Source organism: Streptococcus sp. D2 (assembly GCF_006385825.1).
In the GTDB taxonomy this organism is placed as follows: Bacteria; Bacillota; Bacilli; order Lactobacillales; family Streptococcaceae; genus Streptococcus; species Streptococcus shenyangsis.
The window spans coordinates 47,976-64,224 of sequence record NZ_VFSI01000001.1; the positions used below are offsets into that span (position 1 = coordinate 47,976).

The window sequence follows — 16,249 nt, forward strand, 5'->3', positions numbered from 1 at the left end:
GAAATAGTCTCCTCTCGTTACGGAAATCGCTATGTTGAATTTCCTAATCGCCTTATTAATTCGTCGGTAAAAAGACATCGTTTTTACTTCCTCATGTCACAATTCGATTAAGGCTAGGGACTCTGAAATAGTCTCCTATCGTTACGGAAATCGCTATGGCGAATTTCCTAATCGCCTTGTTAATTCGTTGGTAAAAAGATAACGTTTTACCTCCTCATGTCACAATTCGGTGACTTGGTACAAAAAGTGAGATGGAGAAGGATGGCTCACTGACTCCTCTCCTCTCACTTTTACTTTATTTAAATCAAGAAATAGGTGAAAAAAATGACAAAAACATTACCAAAAGACTTTATTTTTGGTGGCGCAACAGCTGCCTATCAAGCAGAAGGTGCTACACATACTGATGGTAAAGGACCAGTAGCGTGGGATAAATATCTTGAAGATAACTACTGGTACACTGCAGAACCAGCCAGTGACTTTTACAATCGATATCCAGTTGACCTCAAGCTAGCAGAAGAGTATGGTGTCAATGGTATTCGAATTTCTATTGCCTGGTCACGTATTTTCCCGACTGGTTATGGTCAAGTAAATGCTAAAGGTGTTGAGTTTTATCATAATCTATTTGCAGAGTGTCACAAACGTCATGTTGAGCCCTTTGTAACTCTTCATCACTTTGACACGCCAGAAGCTCTCCACTCAAATGGAGACTTCTTAAACCGTGAAAATATTGAACACTTTGTAGAATATGCGGCTTTCTGTTTTGAAGAATTCCCAGAAGTTAACTATTGGACAACCTTTAATGAAATTGGGCCAATCGGTGATGGTCAATACTTGGTTGGTAAATTCCCTCCAGGTATTCAATACGACCTTGCCAAAGTTTTCCAATCCCATCACAATATGATGGTGTCGCATGCACGTGCAGTCAAGCTATATAAAGATAAAGGCTATAAAGGTGAAATTGGTGTTGTTCACGCACTGCCAACCAAATATCCTTTAGATCCTAAAAATCCAGCAGATGTTCGTGCAGCTGAGTTGGAAGATATTATTCACAACAAATTTATTTTGGATGCAACTTATCTAGGTTGCTATTCCGATGAAACCATGGAAGGTGTCAACCATATCTTATCAGTCAATGGTGGTAGTTTGGATCTTCGTGACGAAGACTTTGCAGCACTTGAAGCAGCTAAAGATTTGAACGACTTCCTTGGAATTAATTACTACATGAGTGACTGGATGGAAGCATTTGATGGCGAGACAGAAATCATCCATAATGGTAAGGGTGAGAAAGGAAGCTCTAAATACCAAATCAAAGGTGTGGGTCGTCGTGTAGCTCCTGACTATGTACCACGTACGGATTGGGATTGGATTATCTACCCTCAAGGTTTATATAACCAAATCATGCGCGTGAAGAAAGATTATCCTAACTATAAGAAAATCTACATCACTGAAAATGGTCTTGGATATAAAGATGAGTTCGTTGATAATACTGTTTACGATGATGGTCGTATTGATTACGTGAAGCAACACTTGGAAGTCTTGTCTGATGCTATTGCAGATGGCGCTAATGTAAAAGGTTACTTCATTTGGTCATTGATGGATGTCTTCTCTTGGTCAAATGGATATGAGAAACGTTACGGTCTCTTCTATGTAGACTTTGAAACTCAAGAACGTTATCCTAAGAAGTCAGCTCATTGGTACAAAAAAGTAGCGGAAAGTCAGATTATAGACTAGTAGAATGAGTAATTAGATATAGAATTTTAGTGAGGCAAAAAGATGTTCAAAGATTTTATCCAATCTATTTATGAAAAAGTTTATATTATCAATTTTGATAAATGTTCTCAAATACCTTGTTTAACTAATGAGGAGATGAAAAAACTTGGGAAATGGTATGTCTCTACTGGTAAAGAATGGATTTGTCATTCAGACTATGAGCTGGAAGAATTTAAAAATATCTTTTTAAATTTTATCAGTCCTGAAGAACGGGATAATATCTCCTTTGATTCAGATTTTATGCCGTTTCAACAATCATAAAGAATCTAGAAAACTCTTTGTAAAAATCTTCATCCAAAAATGCGTCATATCAAGATTCTTATTTTCTTGATATGACGCATTTTATTTTTATTAATCCTCAGTTTTATGGTTTAGAAAGAATAATTTTTGTTTGTTTTGAAAGTTGTTCAAACGTTTCTTTGCTCAGTTTAGAATCTGAAACGATGGTATCAATATCAGAGATATTGTAGAAGGTATAAAAATCAAATTTATTGAACTTACTATTGTCAGCTAGTAAGTATTTTTTATTGGAATTGTTGAGGGCGATACGTTGTGATTCACCTTCCTCTTCACTAAAGGTCGCAATCGCATTGTCCTGAATACCATTACAGCTAACGAAAGCTTTAGAAAATTGAAGATTGGCTAAGTTTTGCAAGGTTAGTGTTCCCACAAATGCTCCAGTGATAGAGCGATAGTTTCCACCGATTAAAATCAAATCTGTTAGTTTTCGTTCGTTTAAGATGAGAAAGACTGGTAAACTGTTTGTTACAACACGAATATTATCAATTGGAAGTTCACGGGCAAAAGATTCTAAGGTGGTACCAGGGCCGATAAAAATAGTTTCACCCTCATCAATTAAATGGCCTGCAAAACGACTAATTTCTTGTTTTTCTGCAATCTGTAAGCTTTGTTTTTCAATATTGGAACGTTCATTGTTTAAAATGGAGCCTGTGCGAATTTTTTCAGCTCCCCCGTGCACTCGAACCAGTAGATCTTTGTCTGCTAACTCTTGCAAGTAGCGTCTAGCAGTCATATCTGATACATCCAAGCGAGTCATGATTTCTTTTACAGTAATAGTTCCCTTTGTATTTACCGTTTCTAGAATATTATCTAGTTTTTCCTGCTTTAACATCGTTATCACCTCTATTTCTATTACTATTTTATCATAAAGTGTTCAATCAATCAATTTAAAAAACAAAAGAAAACAAAAACAAAAATATCATGGTTGTTTTAAACAAACCATGATATTTGTTATCAGTTCTGGGATAATTGAATTAGTCCAAACCGTAGTTGTAGTCATCGTCTTGCATGGCTTCAACTTCGCCAAGAAGGTAACCATTTCCGACTTGAGAGAAGAAGTCGTGGTTGGAAGTTCCTGTTGAAATACCGTTCATAACGATTGGGTTGACATCATCAGCTGAGTCTGGGAAGAGTGGATCTTGTCCCAGGTTCATGAGTGCCTTGTTAGCATTGTAGCGAAGGAAGGTTTTGACTTCTTCCGTCCAACCAACACCGTCATAGAGGCTTTCTGTATAGCCTTCTTCGTTCTCGTAGAGAGTGTAGAGCAGATCGTACATCCATTCTTTTAGCTTTTCTTGCTCTTCTTCAGGCAATTCATTGAAACCAAGTTGGAATTTATAACCAATGTAAGTTCCGTGAACAGACTCATCTCGGATAATCAGTTTGATGATTTCCGCAACGTTGGCTAGCTTGTTGTTACCGAGATAGTAGAGGGGAGTGAAGAAACCAGAGTAGAAGAGGAAGGTTTCGAGGAAGACGCTGGCAACTTTCTTTTCAAGTGGGCTACCGTTTAGGTAGATTTCGTTGACAATCTCAGCCTTCTTTTGTAGGTAAGGATTGGTATTGGTCCATTCGAAAATGTCTTCAATCTCAGCCTTAGTATTCAAGGTAGAAAAGATTGATGAGTAAGATTTTGCGTGGACAGATTCCATAAATTGGATGTTATTGAAAACAGCTTCCTCATGTGGTGTACGGATGTCTCCACGAAGGGCTTGCACCCCAGTTTCAGATTGCATAGTGTCGAGAAGGGTTAAACCACCAAAGACTTTTCCGACCAAGTCTTTCTCTTTGTTAGATAGCTTTCTCCAGTCATCCAAGTCGTTTGACAAGGGAATACGTGTATCGAGCCAGAATTGCTCTGTTAGTTTTTCCCAAGTTGATTTGTCGATGACATCTTCGATGGCATTCCAGTTAATGGCTTTGTAGTAAGTTTCCATTTAAAATCTCTTTCTGTATGTAATAATGCGATTATCGGATCATCTCTATTTTATCATAGTCTGAGAAGAGTATCGCACAAAAAGTCGGAAGACCGACTTTTTAGTTTTTCATAGTATTTAAGATACTTATCAAGTTTTATCTGGCGAGTAACTTAATCAGTAATCTGAGGAAATTTAGTTGGCTCAGATTAGAACTAAATCACACAGCTTTCACATTGGTTAGCACCGACTTCTCCACCATCATCGGTAAAGGTACGGACGTAGTAGATAGACTTGATACCCTTGTTAAAGGCATAGTTACGAAGGATAGACAAGTCACGTGTCGTTTGTTTGTTTTCTTTCTTCCATTCGTAAAGACCTTTTGGAATGTCACTACGCATGAAGAGAGTGAGTGAAAGTCCTTGGTCCACGTGCTCTGTTGCAGCAGCGTAAACATCAATCACTTTACGCATATCCATGTCGTAAGCAGAAGTGTAGTATGGAATGGTTTCTGTTGACAAGCCAGCAGCTGGGTAGTAGATTTTACCAATTTTCTTCTCTTGACGTTCTTCGATACGTTGTGTAATCGGGTGAATAGAAGCAGAAACGTCATTGATGTAACTGATCGAACCATTTGGCGCTACAGCAAGGCGGTTTTGGTGGTAAAGACCATCTGCTTGAACCTTGTCGCGAAGTTCAGCCCAGTCAGCAGCACTTGGGATAAAGACATCTTTGAAAAGTTCTTTAACACGGTCTGATTTTGGAACAAACTCTCCTGTAATATACTTGTCAAAGTAGCTTCCCTTAGCATAGTCTGATTTTTCAAAGTTATGGAAGGTAATACCACGTTCACGCGCGATATTGTTTGATTCTACCAAGGTCCAGTAGTTCATAAGCATAAAGTAGATGCTTGTAAATTCAACAGACTCAGGTGACCCATATTCAATCAGTTGTTGTGCAAGGTAGCTGTGAAGTCCCATAGCACCAAGACCGAAGGTGTGGGCTTGGCTATTTCCATGATCAATCGTAGGTACAGCTACGATGTGCGAACTATCTGTAACGAAAGTTAAAGCACGAACCATAGCACGGATAGAGCGACCAAAGTCAGGTGAAGTCATCATATTGACCACGTTGGTTGAACCAAGGTTACATGAAATGTCTGTTCCCATTTGAAGGAATTCTTGAGCATCGTTGATCAAGCTTGGTTCTTGGACTTGAAGAATCTCAGAACACAAGTTACTCATGATAATCTTACCATCAACAGGATTTGCACGGTTAGCCGTATCAATGTTGACTACATAAGGGTAGCCAGACTCTTGTTGTAATTTAGAGATTTCAGTTTCCAAATCACGCGCCTTGATTTTTGTCTTGCGGATATTTGGATTTGCGACCAATTCATCGTATTTTTCAGTTATATCGATGTAGTTAAATGGCACACCGTATTCAAGCTCTACAGAGTATGGGCTGAAGAGGTACATTTCTTCATTTTTACGAGCCAATTCGTAGAATTTATCAGGTACTACAACACCAAGTGACAAAGTCTTTACACGAACTTTTTCATCAGCGTTTTCTTTCTTAGTTGAAAGAAAGGCGATGATATCTGGGTGAAAGACATTGAGGTAAACAACTCCAGCACCTTGACGTTGACCCAATTGGTTGGAGTAAGAGAAGCTGTCTTCGAAGAGTTTCATGACTGGTACGACCCCAGAAGCTGCTCCTTCATAACCCTTGATAGGAGCACCAGCTTCACGAAGGTTACTGAGGGTAATTCCCACACCACCACCGATACGTGAAAGTTGAAGAGCTGAGTTGATAGAACGTCCGATAGAGTTCATATCATCCGTTACTTGGATCAGGAAGCAAGATACTAACTCCCCACGACGAGCACGACCAGCATTCAAGAAGGAAGGGGTAGCCGGTTGGTAGCGTTGGTGGATGATTTCATTGGCAATATCGATTGCAACAGCTTCATTCCCATCAGCGAAATAAAGGGCGTTAAAGAAGACACGGTCTTCCATACTTTCAAGATAATATTCACCGTCATTAGTCTTTAAGGCGTATTGATTGTAAAACTTATAAGCTGCCATGAAAGACTTAAATTGGAAGTTTTGGTCTTTGATAAATTGTGACAATTCTTCCAAAAATTCTGGACGGTATTTCTTGATAAAGGCTGTTTCGATGTAGTTGTGTTCAATGAGGTAGTTAATTTTATCTTTGATTGAATCAAAAACCATAGTGTTTGGAACTACATTTTCTTTAAAGAAGGCATCCAAAGCTTCTTTATCTTTATGAAGCATGATTTGTCCATTAACAGGACGGTTGATTTCGTTATTGAGACGGAAGTAAGTTACGTCCTCAAGATGTTTTAATCCCATAAAATTTCCCTTATCTAATTACAAAAGAAAGGCTTCTAAGTTAGCCCTAGAAGCAGTTTCTTCTGGTTGATGTACTAAGATTATGCTAATTGTTTCAGTTTTCCTGGCTGGAAACCTGAAAAGACTTCAGTTGGTGTTTGGATAACAGGAGCTGCGCTGAAACCGAGCTCTTTAACTTGATCGATGTACTCAGGTTGCTCATCAAGATTGATTTCACGATAAGCGACATTATTACTGTCCAAGAAACGTTTGGTCATTTTACATTGGACACAGTTGTTTTTAGAATAAACGGTTACCATTGTGTAACTCCTCTTTCAAAATAGATTACTTTCTTAGTATATCAGAAAATAAATTTTTGTCAATGATTTAAAACTAAATATAGTGGTCTGTTTTTCTAGTCAAGCTCACAAAACACAATATGTAGTGTTTGTTTTATAAAACAGCAATGATTATCCTATAAATCGTTTTTAAAGAAACTATATCCTGTGTTTTGTTACATAAGATAGAAGATTTTCTGCAAGTTATCTGAAAAGGAAATCGAATAAATCCCATAAAATACTTGAAAAAAATCCTAGAAGATGATATAATACCAAATTGTAAGGGTTATCAAATATAACTCAAAAAAGAAAGAACAAAAGGAGAGTCAAACTATGGCTTCTAAAGATTTCCACGTAGTGGCAGAAACAGGTATTCACGCACGTCCAGCAACATTGTTGGTACAAACTGCTAGCAAATTTGCTTCAGATATCACTCTTGAGTACAAAGGTAAATCAGTTAACCTTAAATCAATCATGGGTGTTATGAGTCTTGGTGTTGGCCAAGGTGCTGACGTAACGATCTCAGCTGAAGGTGCAGACGCAGATGACGCTATCGCTGCAATCTCAGAAACAATGGAAAAAGAAGGATTGGCATAAGGAAAATGACAGAAATGCTTAAAGGAATCGCAGCATCTGACGGTGTTGCAGTTGCAAAAGCATATCTACTCGTTCAACCGGATTTGTCATTCGAGACTGTTTCAGTCGAAGATACAAACGCAGAAGAGGCTCGTTTGGATGTTGCTCTTGAAGCTTCTCAAAACGAGCTTTCTCTTATCCGCGAGAAAGCTGTAGGTACGCTAGGTGAGGAAGCGGCTCAAGTTTTTGACGCTCATTTGATGGTTCTTTCTGACCCAGAATTGATTGGTCAGATTAAAGAAACAATCCGTGCTAAGAAAGTTAATGCTGAAGCAGGTCTTAAAGAAGTGACTGACATGTTCATCACTATCTTTGAAGGCATGGAGGACAACCCATACATGCAAGAACGTGCAGCGGATATCCGCGACGTGACAAAACGTGTATTGGCAAACCTTCTTGGTAAAAAATTGCCAAACCCAGCATCTATTAACGAAGAAGTAATCGTGATTGCACATGACTTGACACCATCTGATACAGCTCAATTGGACAAAAACTTTGTAAAAGCTTTTGTAACTAACATCGGTGGACGTACAAGCCATTCAGCTATCATGGCGCGTACACTTGAAATTGCAGCTGTATTGGGAACAAATAACATCACTGAAGTAGTGAAAGACGGCGATATCCTTGCCGTTAACGGAATTACTGGTGAAGTGATTATCAACCCAACAGATGAACAAGCGACGGAATTTAAAGCAGCTGGTGAAGCTTATGCTAAACAAAAAGCTGAATGGGCACTTTTGAAAGATGCTCAAACAGTGACTGCTGACGGTAAACACTTCGAGTTGGCAGCTAACATCGGTACTCCAAAAGACGTTGAAGGTGTTAACAACAACGGTGCAGAAGCTGTTGGGCTTTACCGTACAGAGTTCTTGTACATGGATTCTCAAGACTTCCCAACTGAAGATGAGCAGTATGAAGCATACAAGGCTGTTCTTGAGGGAATGAATGGTAAACCAGTGGTTGTTCGTACTATGGACATCGGTGGAGATAAGGAACTTCCTTACTTTGATATGCCACACGAAATGAACCCATTCCTTGGATTCCGTGCCCTTCGTATCTCTATTTCTGAAACTGGAGATGCAATGTTCCGTACACAAATCCGTGCCCTTCTTCGTGCTTCTGTTCATGGTCAATTGCGTATCATGTTCCCAATGGTTGCCCTTTTGAAAGAATTCCGTGCAGCTAAAGCAGTTTATGAAGAAGAAAAAGCAAACCTTCTTTCTGAAGGAGTTGCAGTTGCGGATGATATCCAAGTTGGTATCATGATTGAAATCCCTGCAGCAGCAATGCTTGCAGACCAATTTGCAAAAGAAGTAGACTTCATGTCAATTGGTACAAACGACTTGATCCAATACTCAATGGCAGCAGACCGTATGAACGAGCAAGTTTCATACCTTTACCAACCATATAACCCATCAATCCTTCGCTTGATTAACAACGTTATCAAGGCAGCTCACGCTGAAGGTAAATGGGCTGGTATGTGTGGTGAGATGGCTGGCGATCAAAAAGCTGTTCCACTTCTTGTCGGAATGGGCTTGGATGAATTCTCTATGTCAGCAACATCTGTACTCCGTACACGTAGCTTGATGAAGAAATTGGATACTGCTAAGATGGAAGAGTACGCTAACCGTGCCCTTACAGAGTGTTCAACAATGGAAGAAGTACTTGAACTTCAAAAAGAATACGTTAACTTTGATTAATGTCATTAACCTTGTAACCTAGTTGCAAGGTTTTTTGACGCATTTTGGAAAAGTATGCTCTTATAAAGTCCACTTTTCAATGAGTCAGAGGCATGATATAATAGGGGGAAACAAATAGAATAAGAGAGAAACCATGTCTAAAGAAATTGATATTGAGTACTACCACCAGCTAGCCTTGCAAAAGCAGAAGGAGCACCGTAAAATTTTAGCAAATCTAAAGAAAAAACCACCAAAAAATCTAGATAAGATAGCTCAACAGATTCACCAAGAAGTCTTTGAGGAGATTGATTGCACTGCCTGTGCTAACTGTTGTAAGACTTTGGGTCCCGACTTCAAGGAAGCGGATATTACACGAATTGCCAAGTATTTTAAGATGAAATTACCAGCTTTTGAAGCTGAATTTCTTCAGGTAGATGAAGATGGGGATAAGATTTTCAAATCCATGCCCTGTCCATTTTTAGGAGGAGATAACCTCTGTTCCATTTATGACGTTCGTCCAAAGGCCTGCCGAGAGTTCCCCCATACAGACCGTAAAAAGATCCATCAAATCAACCATTTGACGATTAAGAATACCTTGACCTGTCCAGCAGCCTATCTCTTTGTTGAGAAATTAAAGGATAAGTTATAGAAGTTTACACCTCTAAATCTTGTACAAAGATTCTAGGGCGGAAGTATCTGATATCTGTTAGACTATAGATAGAATTGAGCACGGCCTAAAAGCTGTGCGAAAAAGACAATTTTTCACTTTGCTTTTAACGACCTTTGTATCTTGTGGAGGTAAGAAGAAAAAATGATGCATCAATTCAATCAAACCATGCATTATTTGGAGCAGCAGCTGACTGGAGAAGTGGATATGAAAAGATTTAAGCAGCTATCGGGCTATTCTTATCCTCTCTTTAGCAGACTCTTTTCCATCCTAGCAGATATGACCTTAGCAGAATACTTGCGCAATCGCCGGCTGTCAGAAGCAGTGACAGACTTGCGGGAAAGCTCTGAGAAAGTCATTGACATAGCTCTAAAATATGGCTATGAATCTGCGGATGCTTTCAGCGCAGCCTTCAAGAAATTCCATGGGGCAACTCCCTCAGAAGTTCGAAATGGAAAATCTTATCGGGTCTTTCCTAGACTTCAATTATCCTTAAAGATTACAGGAGGAAAGAACATGGATATCAAGATTCAAAAGAAACCTGCTTTTACCGTGGCAGGCGTCCTATTGGAAGCTATAGACAATAGCCAGTGCCCGTCTGCTTGGGAGCAGCTCTATGCAAATCATAGATTTGAAAGCCTAGAAAGTCTGGGTAATGGCCAATCCTTTGGTGTCTGCTCGGATGTCAAGGAAGGTGAGATTATCAACTATATGGCTGGCTATGATGTGACGGATAAAGTAAAAGCAGAAGAACTGGGACTATCAATCAAAGACATCCCAGTAGCTGAGTATGCTATCGTACCAGTCAAAGGGGCTATACCAGCCAGCATCCACCATGCTTGGAAATATGTCTTGGAGGTCTTTTTCCCAGAAACTGGCTATCGCCACTCAGGAGCCCCAGACTTTGAAGTTTATTTCAAAGGAGATATGTCGTCCCCATACTACCAAATGGAACTCTGGATACCAGTCATCAGGGACTAGATCATTTTCTGATTTTTTATAAAGATGCAAATCCGACTCTGTAGAAAGAACCTCTACAGAGTCTTTTCTTGTGGACATTCATTTCCGAAAAGCAGACATACCCTATTTTTTGTTTGGATTTTATGGGGTATGAGTAAAGTTATCTCGGTATAATAGTCTTATAGAAGATAAGGAGGCATGAATATGCAGATGTATTTTGGAGATGTGTCACTTTGCTATAGCTATTCATTGGCAATGGCACTTGACGCCTATGGTTATGACTTTAAAGCAGAGTTTTTAGAGGCAATTATGGTGATGGGTAATGGCGCTAGTATCGTAAAGGAAGATGAGCAACACCCTCTAGTATTCTTTGATAATGGAATGCCAGATCTTTCCATCTCCCATTCCTTAAAAATACTTGGATTTGACTATGAGGATTTCTATGTAAAAGATGGAGCAGAAGTAGATTTGGAAGAGATTAAAGCAAAGTTGGAATCGTTTCTGTCTAATGGACCTGTCGTACTGGGTCCTCTTGATATGGGCCACTTGACTTACAATCCCAATCACACAATCCTTCATGGTGTAGATCACTTTGTATCTGTGTATGCTCTTGATGGTCAGTATCTCTATTTGCATGATCCAGCTGGTTTTGCCTGTATGAAGGTTGCTTTTAATGACATTTTAGAAGCTTGGAAGGCGGAGGCTATTGACTATAAGCGTGGAGCTTACTCCATGTGGGGAAATTTTAAGAAGGTAAAGTGTCCTAGTCAAACTCAAATCTATCAAGAAACGGCAAGAATTATAAGGGACAGATATCTGGATGGACAAAATAATGTCTTGGAATGTTATGCAAAAGCAGTTGCTGAAAACGGCTTAAATACGGAGCAAAAACAATTGCATCAGTATTTTAGCTTTAAACTTGCTGCTGTTCGAAATCTCTATCTCAGTCGATTCTTAAAAGACCATGATCCCGAAGGGGCAAGATTAAAAGAGGAATTGGCTTCTTTATTTGGCCAAGCCCACCTTTCGTGTTTAAAAGAAGATTACCAAGAACTAGCCCACTTGCTCTATCAGATAGCTGAAGCGGACCGTTGCTTTAGAGGTTTATATGTAAAGTAGTGACTATAAGCATAAAATAACTAGTCAGTAAAAGCAGTTTTTCGTAAAGAACTGCTTTTTGATTATGGCATAATGAAGTGAGGAAATAGCATATCCAACTAAAAAATGAAGGGAGAACTCTGTGCCTAGACCGAAAACAAAAGAGGGACTAGTATTAGTCTCTAAGGAAAATTATGAAAATCTCAAGCTCTTTATCTCTAAACTAAGTGAAGATGAGCTACAGACTCCATTTGATTTTTCAAGAGACCAAAAGAAAAAGGAAGCTCACTGGAAAAGAGATAAGAATCTACGGGATGTTCTGATCCATCTTTATGAATGGCAACAATTACTTTTAACTTGGGTACATTCTAATCAAAAAGGTCATGATATACCTTTTCTCCCTGAACATTATACTTGGAAAACCCATGGAGAAATGAATGTCGCTATTTGGAAGAGGCACCAGAAAACGTCCTTAGAAGAAGCTACTAGACACCTTGAACAATCATATAGAGAGGTTTTAGAGTTGATAGAAGTTCTTAGCGATGACGAACTCTTTACCAAAGGTGTCTATAAGTGGACGGGAGGGACAAGTCTAGGTTCCTACTTTATCAGTAGCACTTTCAGTCACTATGATTGGGCTCTGAAAAAACTCAAAGCTCATCAGAAGAATTGTAAGGTATAGATGGACTCTTTGAAAAAGAATGATTTCTTTTAAATATGAGATAAGATTAAAAGGGCTGTCAAGTGATGTAGCCCTTTTGAGTTATACAAGAGAATTACCATGCAAAAGCTGTCGTTGGAGCATTGAGCGCTTCTAACCATTGTTTATTTTTCGCAGGGCAAAGAGTTACGGATATACCTGCCATATCCAGACTGGTCATAAATGTTCCTGATTTTATAAATGTAATAGTGACTCCTTCAATTTCTAAGAGTTGAAGGAGATCATTGATAAGTATGCCCATTTCTAGGTTGCTAGTAGTGCCTAGATTATTTACAAGCAATATAAATTGATCACCCTTTTTCCAATGATAGTGCAATCTTAATTTACTTATAATTTCATTTGCAAGGATTTCTGACGATTGGAATGGGACGATACGATAGCCTTCTTCGCCATGTATCCCAATACCATAAGAAATTTTTCCTTCTTCTAAGGTAAATAGTGGAAGGGTGGCTTGAGGGAGACTAGCAGATTTCGTTGCAAAGCCAATCGTTGCGATTTCGGGAGCAAGATCATGACCTAAATCAGTTAGTTGCTCGATGTCGGCACCATTTTGAGCTGCATATCCTAGAACTTTATGAAGTAAGATTGTCCCTGCAAGCCCTCTCCCTCTAATTTGAAATTTATTGTGGGGTTCGATTGAAATATCATCGTGTGATAAACTATAGCCGACTTTAATTCCTTCTTGTCTAGCAGTGTTAATGGCCGAGCTAAACTCTTTGATGTCTGCTTCGAAATTTTTTACAATGATGAAGACACCGTGACCATTGTTTAAAAAACGAATGGACTCTAAGATTTCAGCTCTTGTAGGAGGAGTAAATAATTGGCCATAGATGGCAGCAGTAAGCATGCCTTCTCCAACATATCCGATATGAGCAGGTTCGTGTCCTGAACCTCCACCCGACAATATTGGAACCTGATGAGGATTGCGATTTTTTTGATAGACTAATGGTAAGGTAGGGTGTTTTTCTAATTCAGGATGACTGTTAACAGTAGCTGAAATGTAACTTGAAATAATTTTCTGTTTATGATTTGAAATAAATGTCATTGTGGTCTCTTTCCAATAATTGTCATGATGAGAAAGTCTGGTTGTGGAACTGGACTTTTTTTATTGACGTAAGCCTTCACGATTTCTGCTAGAGCATGTGAATGATAGTCTAGCAAAAAACAAGTATAAGCAGATGAATCGATATCAATCTGACCGTATTCTCTTAAAATTTTTGATACAAGCAAGCGACAGTAGCTGATAAAGTGGTCATAGAAGTTATTTTGCCCTTGAATATCAAAAAGTTGAATATAAAAGTCACGCTCCTGTTCGAAATAAAGAAATAATTCTTGTAATAGTTTTTGACCTGAAATGAAGTCCAAGTTATTGGTAATATACTCGGTTAAGTCAGTTTCAAATATCCAGTCTAGCAGTTCATATTTGTCAAGAAAGTGATTATAAAAGGTCTGTCTACGAATGCCAGCTGATTCCATGATATCTACAATAGAGATTTTGTCAAATTCTCTAGTAGCTAATAGGTCTCTAAATGCCTTGGCAATTCGTTTTTTTGTAATGAGTGATGATGCCATAGGAAACCTTTCTTTTACTTACTTCATTTTACCAAAAAATTTTTTTAAACTGGTTTAAAAGGGGACAAATAATAGAATCTGTCCCTTATCAGCCAGCGATAAAAAATATATAATGAAAACGAAAACACAGGTAGATGCCGAAAGGAGTTTCTCATGAAAAAAATTATAAATGAACCGACACAAGTTGTTGATGAAATGTTGCAGGGATTGTCATTCATGCATGATGACTTGGTAGAACGCTTAGATGGTTTTGATGTCATCGTCAGAAAGGCAGAAAAGACAGGAAAAGTTGGTCTCATTTCAGGTGGAGGCTCAGGACATGAACCAAGTCATGCTGGTTTTGTAGGAGATGGAATGTTGTCTGCTGCCATTTGTGGAGCAGTCTTCACTTCACCTACTCCGGACCAAATTTTAGAAGCCATTAAGGCGGCTGATGAAGGAGCTGGAGTTTTCATGGTCATCAAGAACTATTCTGGTGACATTATGAACTTTGAAATTGCACAAGAACTTGCTGAAATGGAAGGTATTGATGTAGCAAGTGTTGTGGTTGATGATGATATCGCTGTTGAAAATAGTCTCTATACCCAAGGTCGTCGAGGTGTTGCAGGTACTATTTTGGTCCATAAAATTTTGGGTGATGCAGCTCGTTCTGGTAAATCATTATCTGAAATGAAGGACTTGGCCGATAAACTTGTGTTAGAAATTAAAACAATTGGGCTGGCCTTGTCTGGAGCAACCGTTCCTGAGGTTGGGAAACCAGGATTTATTCTAGAAGATGATGAATTTGAATATGGAGTTGGTATTCATGGTGAGCCAGGATATAAAAAAGAGAAAATGCAACCTTCCGCACAATTGGCTTCAGAATTGGTTGAAAAACTATCTGAAGGTTTCCAACTTAAGGCTGATGAACGCTATGGCCTTCTCATTAATGGTTTAGGAAGCACTCCTCTTATGGAACAATACGTATTTGCGAATGATGTGGCTAAATTACTCCATGAAAAAGGTGTTGAGTTGGCATTTAAGAAAATTGGAAACTATATGACATCAATTGATATGGCTGGATTATCATTAACATTGATTCGATTGGCAGATGATGAATGGTTAGATGCTTTAAATGCACCTGTTACAACACCAGCTTGGTAAAACTCAAGGAGGAAATGTCAAATGAATGCTGAACAAGCTCTTGAATGGATGAAGCTTTTTAATGAAAAGATTCAAGAAAAGAAAGATTACCTTAGTGAGTTAGACACTCCTATAGGAGATGGAGACCACGGTGGAAATATGGCGCGTGGCATGGCTGCAGTTATGGAAAACTTAGAAGGAAAGCAATTTGAGACCAGCAGTGATGTTTTTAAACTTGTCTCAATGCAACTACTGAGTAAGGTAGGTGGTGCTTCTGGTCCCTTGTATGGCTCTGCTTTTATGGGCATGGCCAAGGCTGATTCTCATTCTAAATTAGAAGAAATCTTACAAAGTGGTTTGGATATGATTGTCAAACGTGGGAAAGCAGAAGTTGGAGAAAAGACAATGGTTGATGTTTGGACTCCTGTTATTGCTGCTTTGTCTGCTGGTCAATTGACTCAAGAGGTTATTGATAAGGTAGTGAATGCTACCAAAGATTTACTTGCAACTAAAGGAAGAGCATCTTATGTAGGAGAACGTTCTCTTGGACATATCGATCCTGGATCATTTTCATCAGGATTACTCTTTACTGCTCTTTTAGAAACTGGGGTGGTTTAATGGGAAGTATTGGTCTTGTTATCGTTTCACATTCCAAACACATTGCACAAGGTGTTGTTGAACTGATTAGTGAAGTAGCTAAAGATGTTCCGATTACTTATGTAGGAGGAACCGAAGATGGAGGAATTGGAACAAGTTTTGATCAAGTAGATAGGGTTGTTTCCGAAAATCCAGCAGATACTTTATTAGCCTTTTTTGACCTAGGCTCTGCTAAAATGAACTTAGAAATGGTGGCTGATTTCAGTGATAAAAGTATCATGATCAATAGGGTTCCAATTGTAGAAGGTGCCTATACTGCAGCAGCTCTTCTTCAGGCTGGTGCAGAACTGTCAGTTATTCAAACACAGTTGTCGGAGCTTGAAATTAATAAATAAGGAATTTACTATTACTCCTTTTTTAGGTGGGCTATTACTCATCTCTACTATCAAAGTTTAAGTAAATAATTTCAAAATCAGAAAGGGATTGCTTGGGCAGTTCCTTTTTAATTTAACAGAAGTA

Annotated in this window: 17 protein-coding genes; 11 read left to right on the forward strand and 6 right to left on the reverse strand. The window is 38.8% G+C overall.

Annotated elements, in window-relative coordinates; translation table 11 throughout:
• Window positions 1-324: 324 nt before the first annotated feature.
• Window positions 325-1,731, forward strand: coding sequence for a 6-phospho-beta-galactosidase (lacG, locus tag FJR73_RS00210; protein WP_140832574.1), 1,407 nt, complete (start codon window positions 325-327; stop codon window positions 1,729-1,731).
• Window positions 1,732-1,773: 42 nt separating this feature from the next.
• Complete coding sequence (locus FJR73_RS00215) at window positions 1,774-2,031, forward strand: DUF3884 family protein (RefSeq protein ID WP_140832577.1); 258 nt, start codon at window positions 1,774-1,776, stop codon at window positions 2,029-2,031.
• 103 nt (window positions 2,032-2,134) lie between these two features.
• On the opposite strand, the gene FJR73_RS00220 is transcribed toward FJR73_RS00215, so the two are convergent.
• The 4 genes from FJR73_RS00220 to nrdH all read right to left on the reverse strand — a co-directional run bounded on the left by FJR73_RS00220 (window position 2,135) and on the right by nrdH (window position 6,660).
• The gene (locus FJR73_RS00220; RefSeq protein WP_000917575.1) at window positions 2,135-2,902 is read right to left on the reverse strand and encodes a DeoR/GlpR family DNA-binding transcription regulator; all 768 of its coding nucleotides are present in this window, start codon (window positions 2,900-2,902) and stop codon (window positions 2,135-2,137) included.
• Between the two features lie 142 nt (window positions 2,903-3,044).
• Window positions 3,045-4,007 (reverse strand): class 1b ribonucleoside-diphosphate reductase subunit beta, encoded by a 963-nt coding sequence (gene nrdF, locus FJR73_RS00225; RefSeq protein WP_140832580.1) that lies wholly within the window; start codon window positions 4,005-4,007, stop codon window positions 3,045-3,047.
• 194 nt (window positions 4,008-4,201) lie between these two features.
• Window positions 4,202-6,361, reverse strand: coding sequence for a class 1b ribonucleoside-diphosphate reductase subunit alpha (nrdE, locus tag FJR73_RS00230; protein ID WP_140832583.1), 2,160 nt, complete (start codon window positions 6,359-6,361; stop codon window positions 4,202-4,204).
• Window positions 6,362-6,441: 80 nt separating this feature from the next.
• Window positions 6,442-6,660: a glutaredoxin-like protein NrdH gene (nrdH, locus tag FJR73_RS00235; protein WP_000259240.1), complete on the reverse strand. Its 219-nt coding sequence runs from the start codon at window positions 6,658-6,660 to the stop codon at window positions 6,442-6,444.
• A 351-nt stretch (window positions 6,661-7,011) separates the two neighbouring features.
• Here nrdH and FJR73_RS00240 point away from each other — a divergent pair, with 351 nt between their 5' ends.
• The 6 genes from FJR73_RS00240 (at window position 7,012) to FJR73_RS00265 (ending at window position 12,400) form a co-directional block, all read left to right on the forward strand.
• Entirely contained in the window at window positions 7,012-7,275 is a 264-nt protein-coding gene (locus tag FJR73_RS00240; RefSeq protein ID WP_000146947.1) for a phosphocarrier protein HPr, read from the forward strand.
• 5 nt (window positions 7,276-7,280) lie between these two features.
• Window positions 7,281-9,014, forward strand: a complete 1,734-nt coding sequence (gene ptsP, locus FJR73_RS00245) for a phosphoenolpyruvate--protein phosphotransferase (RefSeq protein WP_140832585.1) — start codon at window positions 7,281-7,283, stop codon at window positions 9,012-9,014.
• A 133-nt stretch (window positions 9,015-9,147) separates the two neighbouring features.
• Entirely contained in the window at window positions 9,148-9,642 is a 495-nt protein-coding gene (locus FJR73_RS00250) for a YkgJ family cysteine cluster protein (RefSeq protein ID WP_140832588.1), read from the forward strand.
• 162 nt (window positions 9,643-9,804) lie between these two features.
• Window positions 9,805-10,641, forward strand: coding sequence for an AraC family transcriptional regulator (locus tag FJR73_RS00255; RefSeq protein ID WP_140832592.1), 837 nt, complete (start codon window positions 9,805-9,807; stop codon window positions 10,639-10,641).
• Between the two features lie 183 nt (window positions 10,642-10,824).
• Window positions 10,825-11,739, forward strand: coding sequence for a peptidase (locus FJR73_RS00260; RefSeq protein WP_140832595.1), 915 nt, complete (start codon window positions 10,825-10,827; stop codon window positions 11,737-11,739).
• Window positions 11,740-11,860: 121 nt separating this feature from the next.
• A complete protein-coding gene (locus tag FJR73_RS00265; protein ID WP_140832597.1) occupies window positions 11,861-12,400 on the forward strand; it encodes a ClbS/DfsB family four-helix bundle protein in 540 nt (179 codons plus the stop codon).
• Between the two features lie 94 nt (window positions 12,401-12,494).
• Here the strand turns inward: FJR73_RS00265 and dhaQ are convergent, their stop codons facing one another.
• Complete coding sequence (gene dhaQ / locus FJR73_RS00270; protein ID WP_023942560.1) at window positions 12,495-13,484, reverse strand: DhaKLM operon coactivator DhaQ; 990 nt, start codon at window positions 13,482-13,484, stop codon at window positions 12,495-12,497.
• Complete coding sequence (gene dhaS, locus FJR73_RS00275; protein ID WP_031227648.1) at window positions 13,481-14,011, reverse strand: dihydroxyacetone kinase transcriptional activator DhaS; 531 nt, start codon at window positions 14,009-14,011, stop codon at window positions 13,481-13,483. Before dhaS ends, dhaQ begins: the two co-directional genes overlap by 4 nt.
• Window positions 14,012-14,164: 153 nt before the next feature.
• Here dhaS and dhaK point away from each other — a divergent pair, with 153 nt between their 5' ends.
• From dhaK to dhaM, 3 genes are read left to right on the forward strand one after another with little or no spacing between them, the layout of a single operon-like run.
• Window positions 14,165-15,154 carry a dihydroxyacetone kinase subunit DhaK gene (dhaK, locus tag FJR73_RS00280; protein WP_023942558.1) on the forward strand — a complete coding sequence of 330 codons (990 nt, stop codon included), beginning with the start codon at window positions 14,165-14,167 and terminating at the stop codon, window positions 15,152-15,154.
• Between the two features lie 21 nt (window positions 15,155-15,175).
• A complete protein-coding gene (dhaL, locus tag FJR73_RS00285; RefSeq protein ID WP_023942556.1) occupies window positions 15,176-15,751 on the forward strand; it encodes a dihydroxyacetone kinase subunit DhaL in 576 nt (191 codons plus the stop codon).
• Complete coding sequence (gene dhaM / locus FJR73_RS00290) at window positions 15,751-16,125, forward strand: dihydroxyacetone kinase phosphoryl donor subunit DhaM (RefSeq protein WP_023942554.1); 375 nt, start codon at window positions 15,751-15,753, stop codon at window positions 16,123-16,125. Before dhaL ends, dhaM begins: the two co-directional genes overlap by 1 nt.
• Window positions 16,126-16,249 lie beyond the last annotated feature (124 nt).

Coding starts and splice junctions, on each gene's coding strand:
- nrdF (WP_140832580.1), bottom strand. CDS start 4,007: ATGGAAACTTACTACAAAGCCATTAACTGGAATGCCATCGAAGATGTC.
- lacG (WP_140832574.1), top strand. CDS start 325: ATGACAAAAACATTACCAAAAGACTTTATTTTTGGTGGCGCAACAGCT.
- FJR73_RS00260 (WP_140832595.1), top strand. CDS start 10,825: ATGCAGATGTATTTTGGAGATGTGTCACTTTGCTATAGCTATTCATTG.
- FJR73_RS00240 (WP_000146947.1), top strand. CDS start 7,012: ATGGCTTCTAAAGATTTCCACGTAGTGGCAGAAACAGGTATTCACGCA.
- dhaK (WP_023942558.1), top strand. CDS start 14,165: ATGAAAAAAATTATAAATGAACCGACACAAGTTGTTGATGAAATGTTG.
- dhaS (WP_031227648.1), bottom strand. CDS start 14,011: ATGGCATCATCACTCATTACAAAAAAACGAATTGCCAAGGCATTTAGA.
- FJR73_RS00255 (WP_140832592.1), top strand. CDS start 9,805: ATGATGCATCAATTCAATCAAACCATGCATTATTTGGAGCAGCAGCTG.
- dhaM (WP_023942554.1), top strand. CDS start 15,751: ATGGGAAGTATTGGTCTTGTTATCGTTTCACATTCCAAACACATTGCA.
- FJR73_RS00250 (WP_140832588.1), top strand. CDS start 9,148: ATGTCTAAAGAAATTGATATTGAGTACTACCACCAGCTAGCCTTGCAA.
- dhaL (WP_023942556.1), top strand. CDS start 15,176: ATGAATGCTGAACAAGCTCTTGAATGGATGAAGCTTTTTAATGAAAAG.
- FJR73_RS00220 (WP_000917575.1), bottom strand. CDS start 2,902: ATGTTAAAGCAGGAAAAACTAGATAATATTCTAGAAACGGTAAATACA.
- ptsP (WP_140832585.1), top strand. CDS start 7,281: ATGACAGAAATGCTTAAAGGAATCGCAGCATCTGACGGTGTTGCAGTT.
- FJR73_RS00215 (WP_140832577.1), top strand. CDS start 1,774: ATGTTCAAAGATTTTATCCAATCTATTTATGAAAAAGTTTATATTATC.
- dhaQ (WP_023942560.1), bottom strand. CDS start 13,484: ATGACATTTATTTCAAATCATAAACAGAAAATTATTTCAAGTTACATT.
- nrdH (WP_000259240.1), bottom strand. CDS start 6,660: ATGGTAACCGTTTATTCTAAAAACAACTGTGTCCAATGTAAAATGACC.
- nrdE (WP_140832583.1), bottom strand. CDS start 6,361: ATGGGATTAAAACATCTTGAGGACGTAACTTACTTCCGTCTCAATAAC.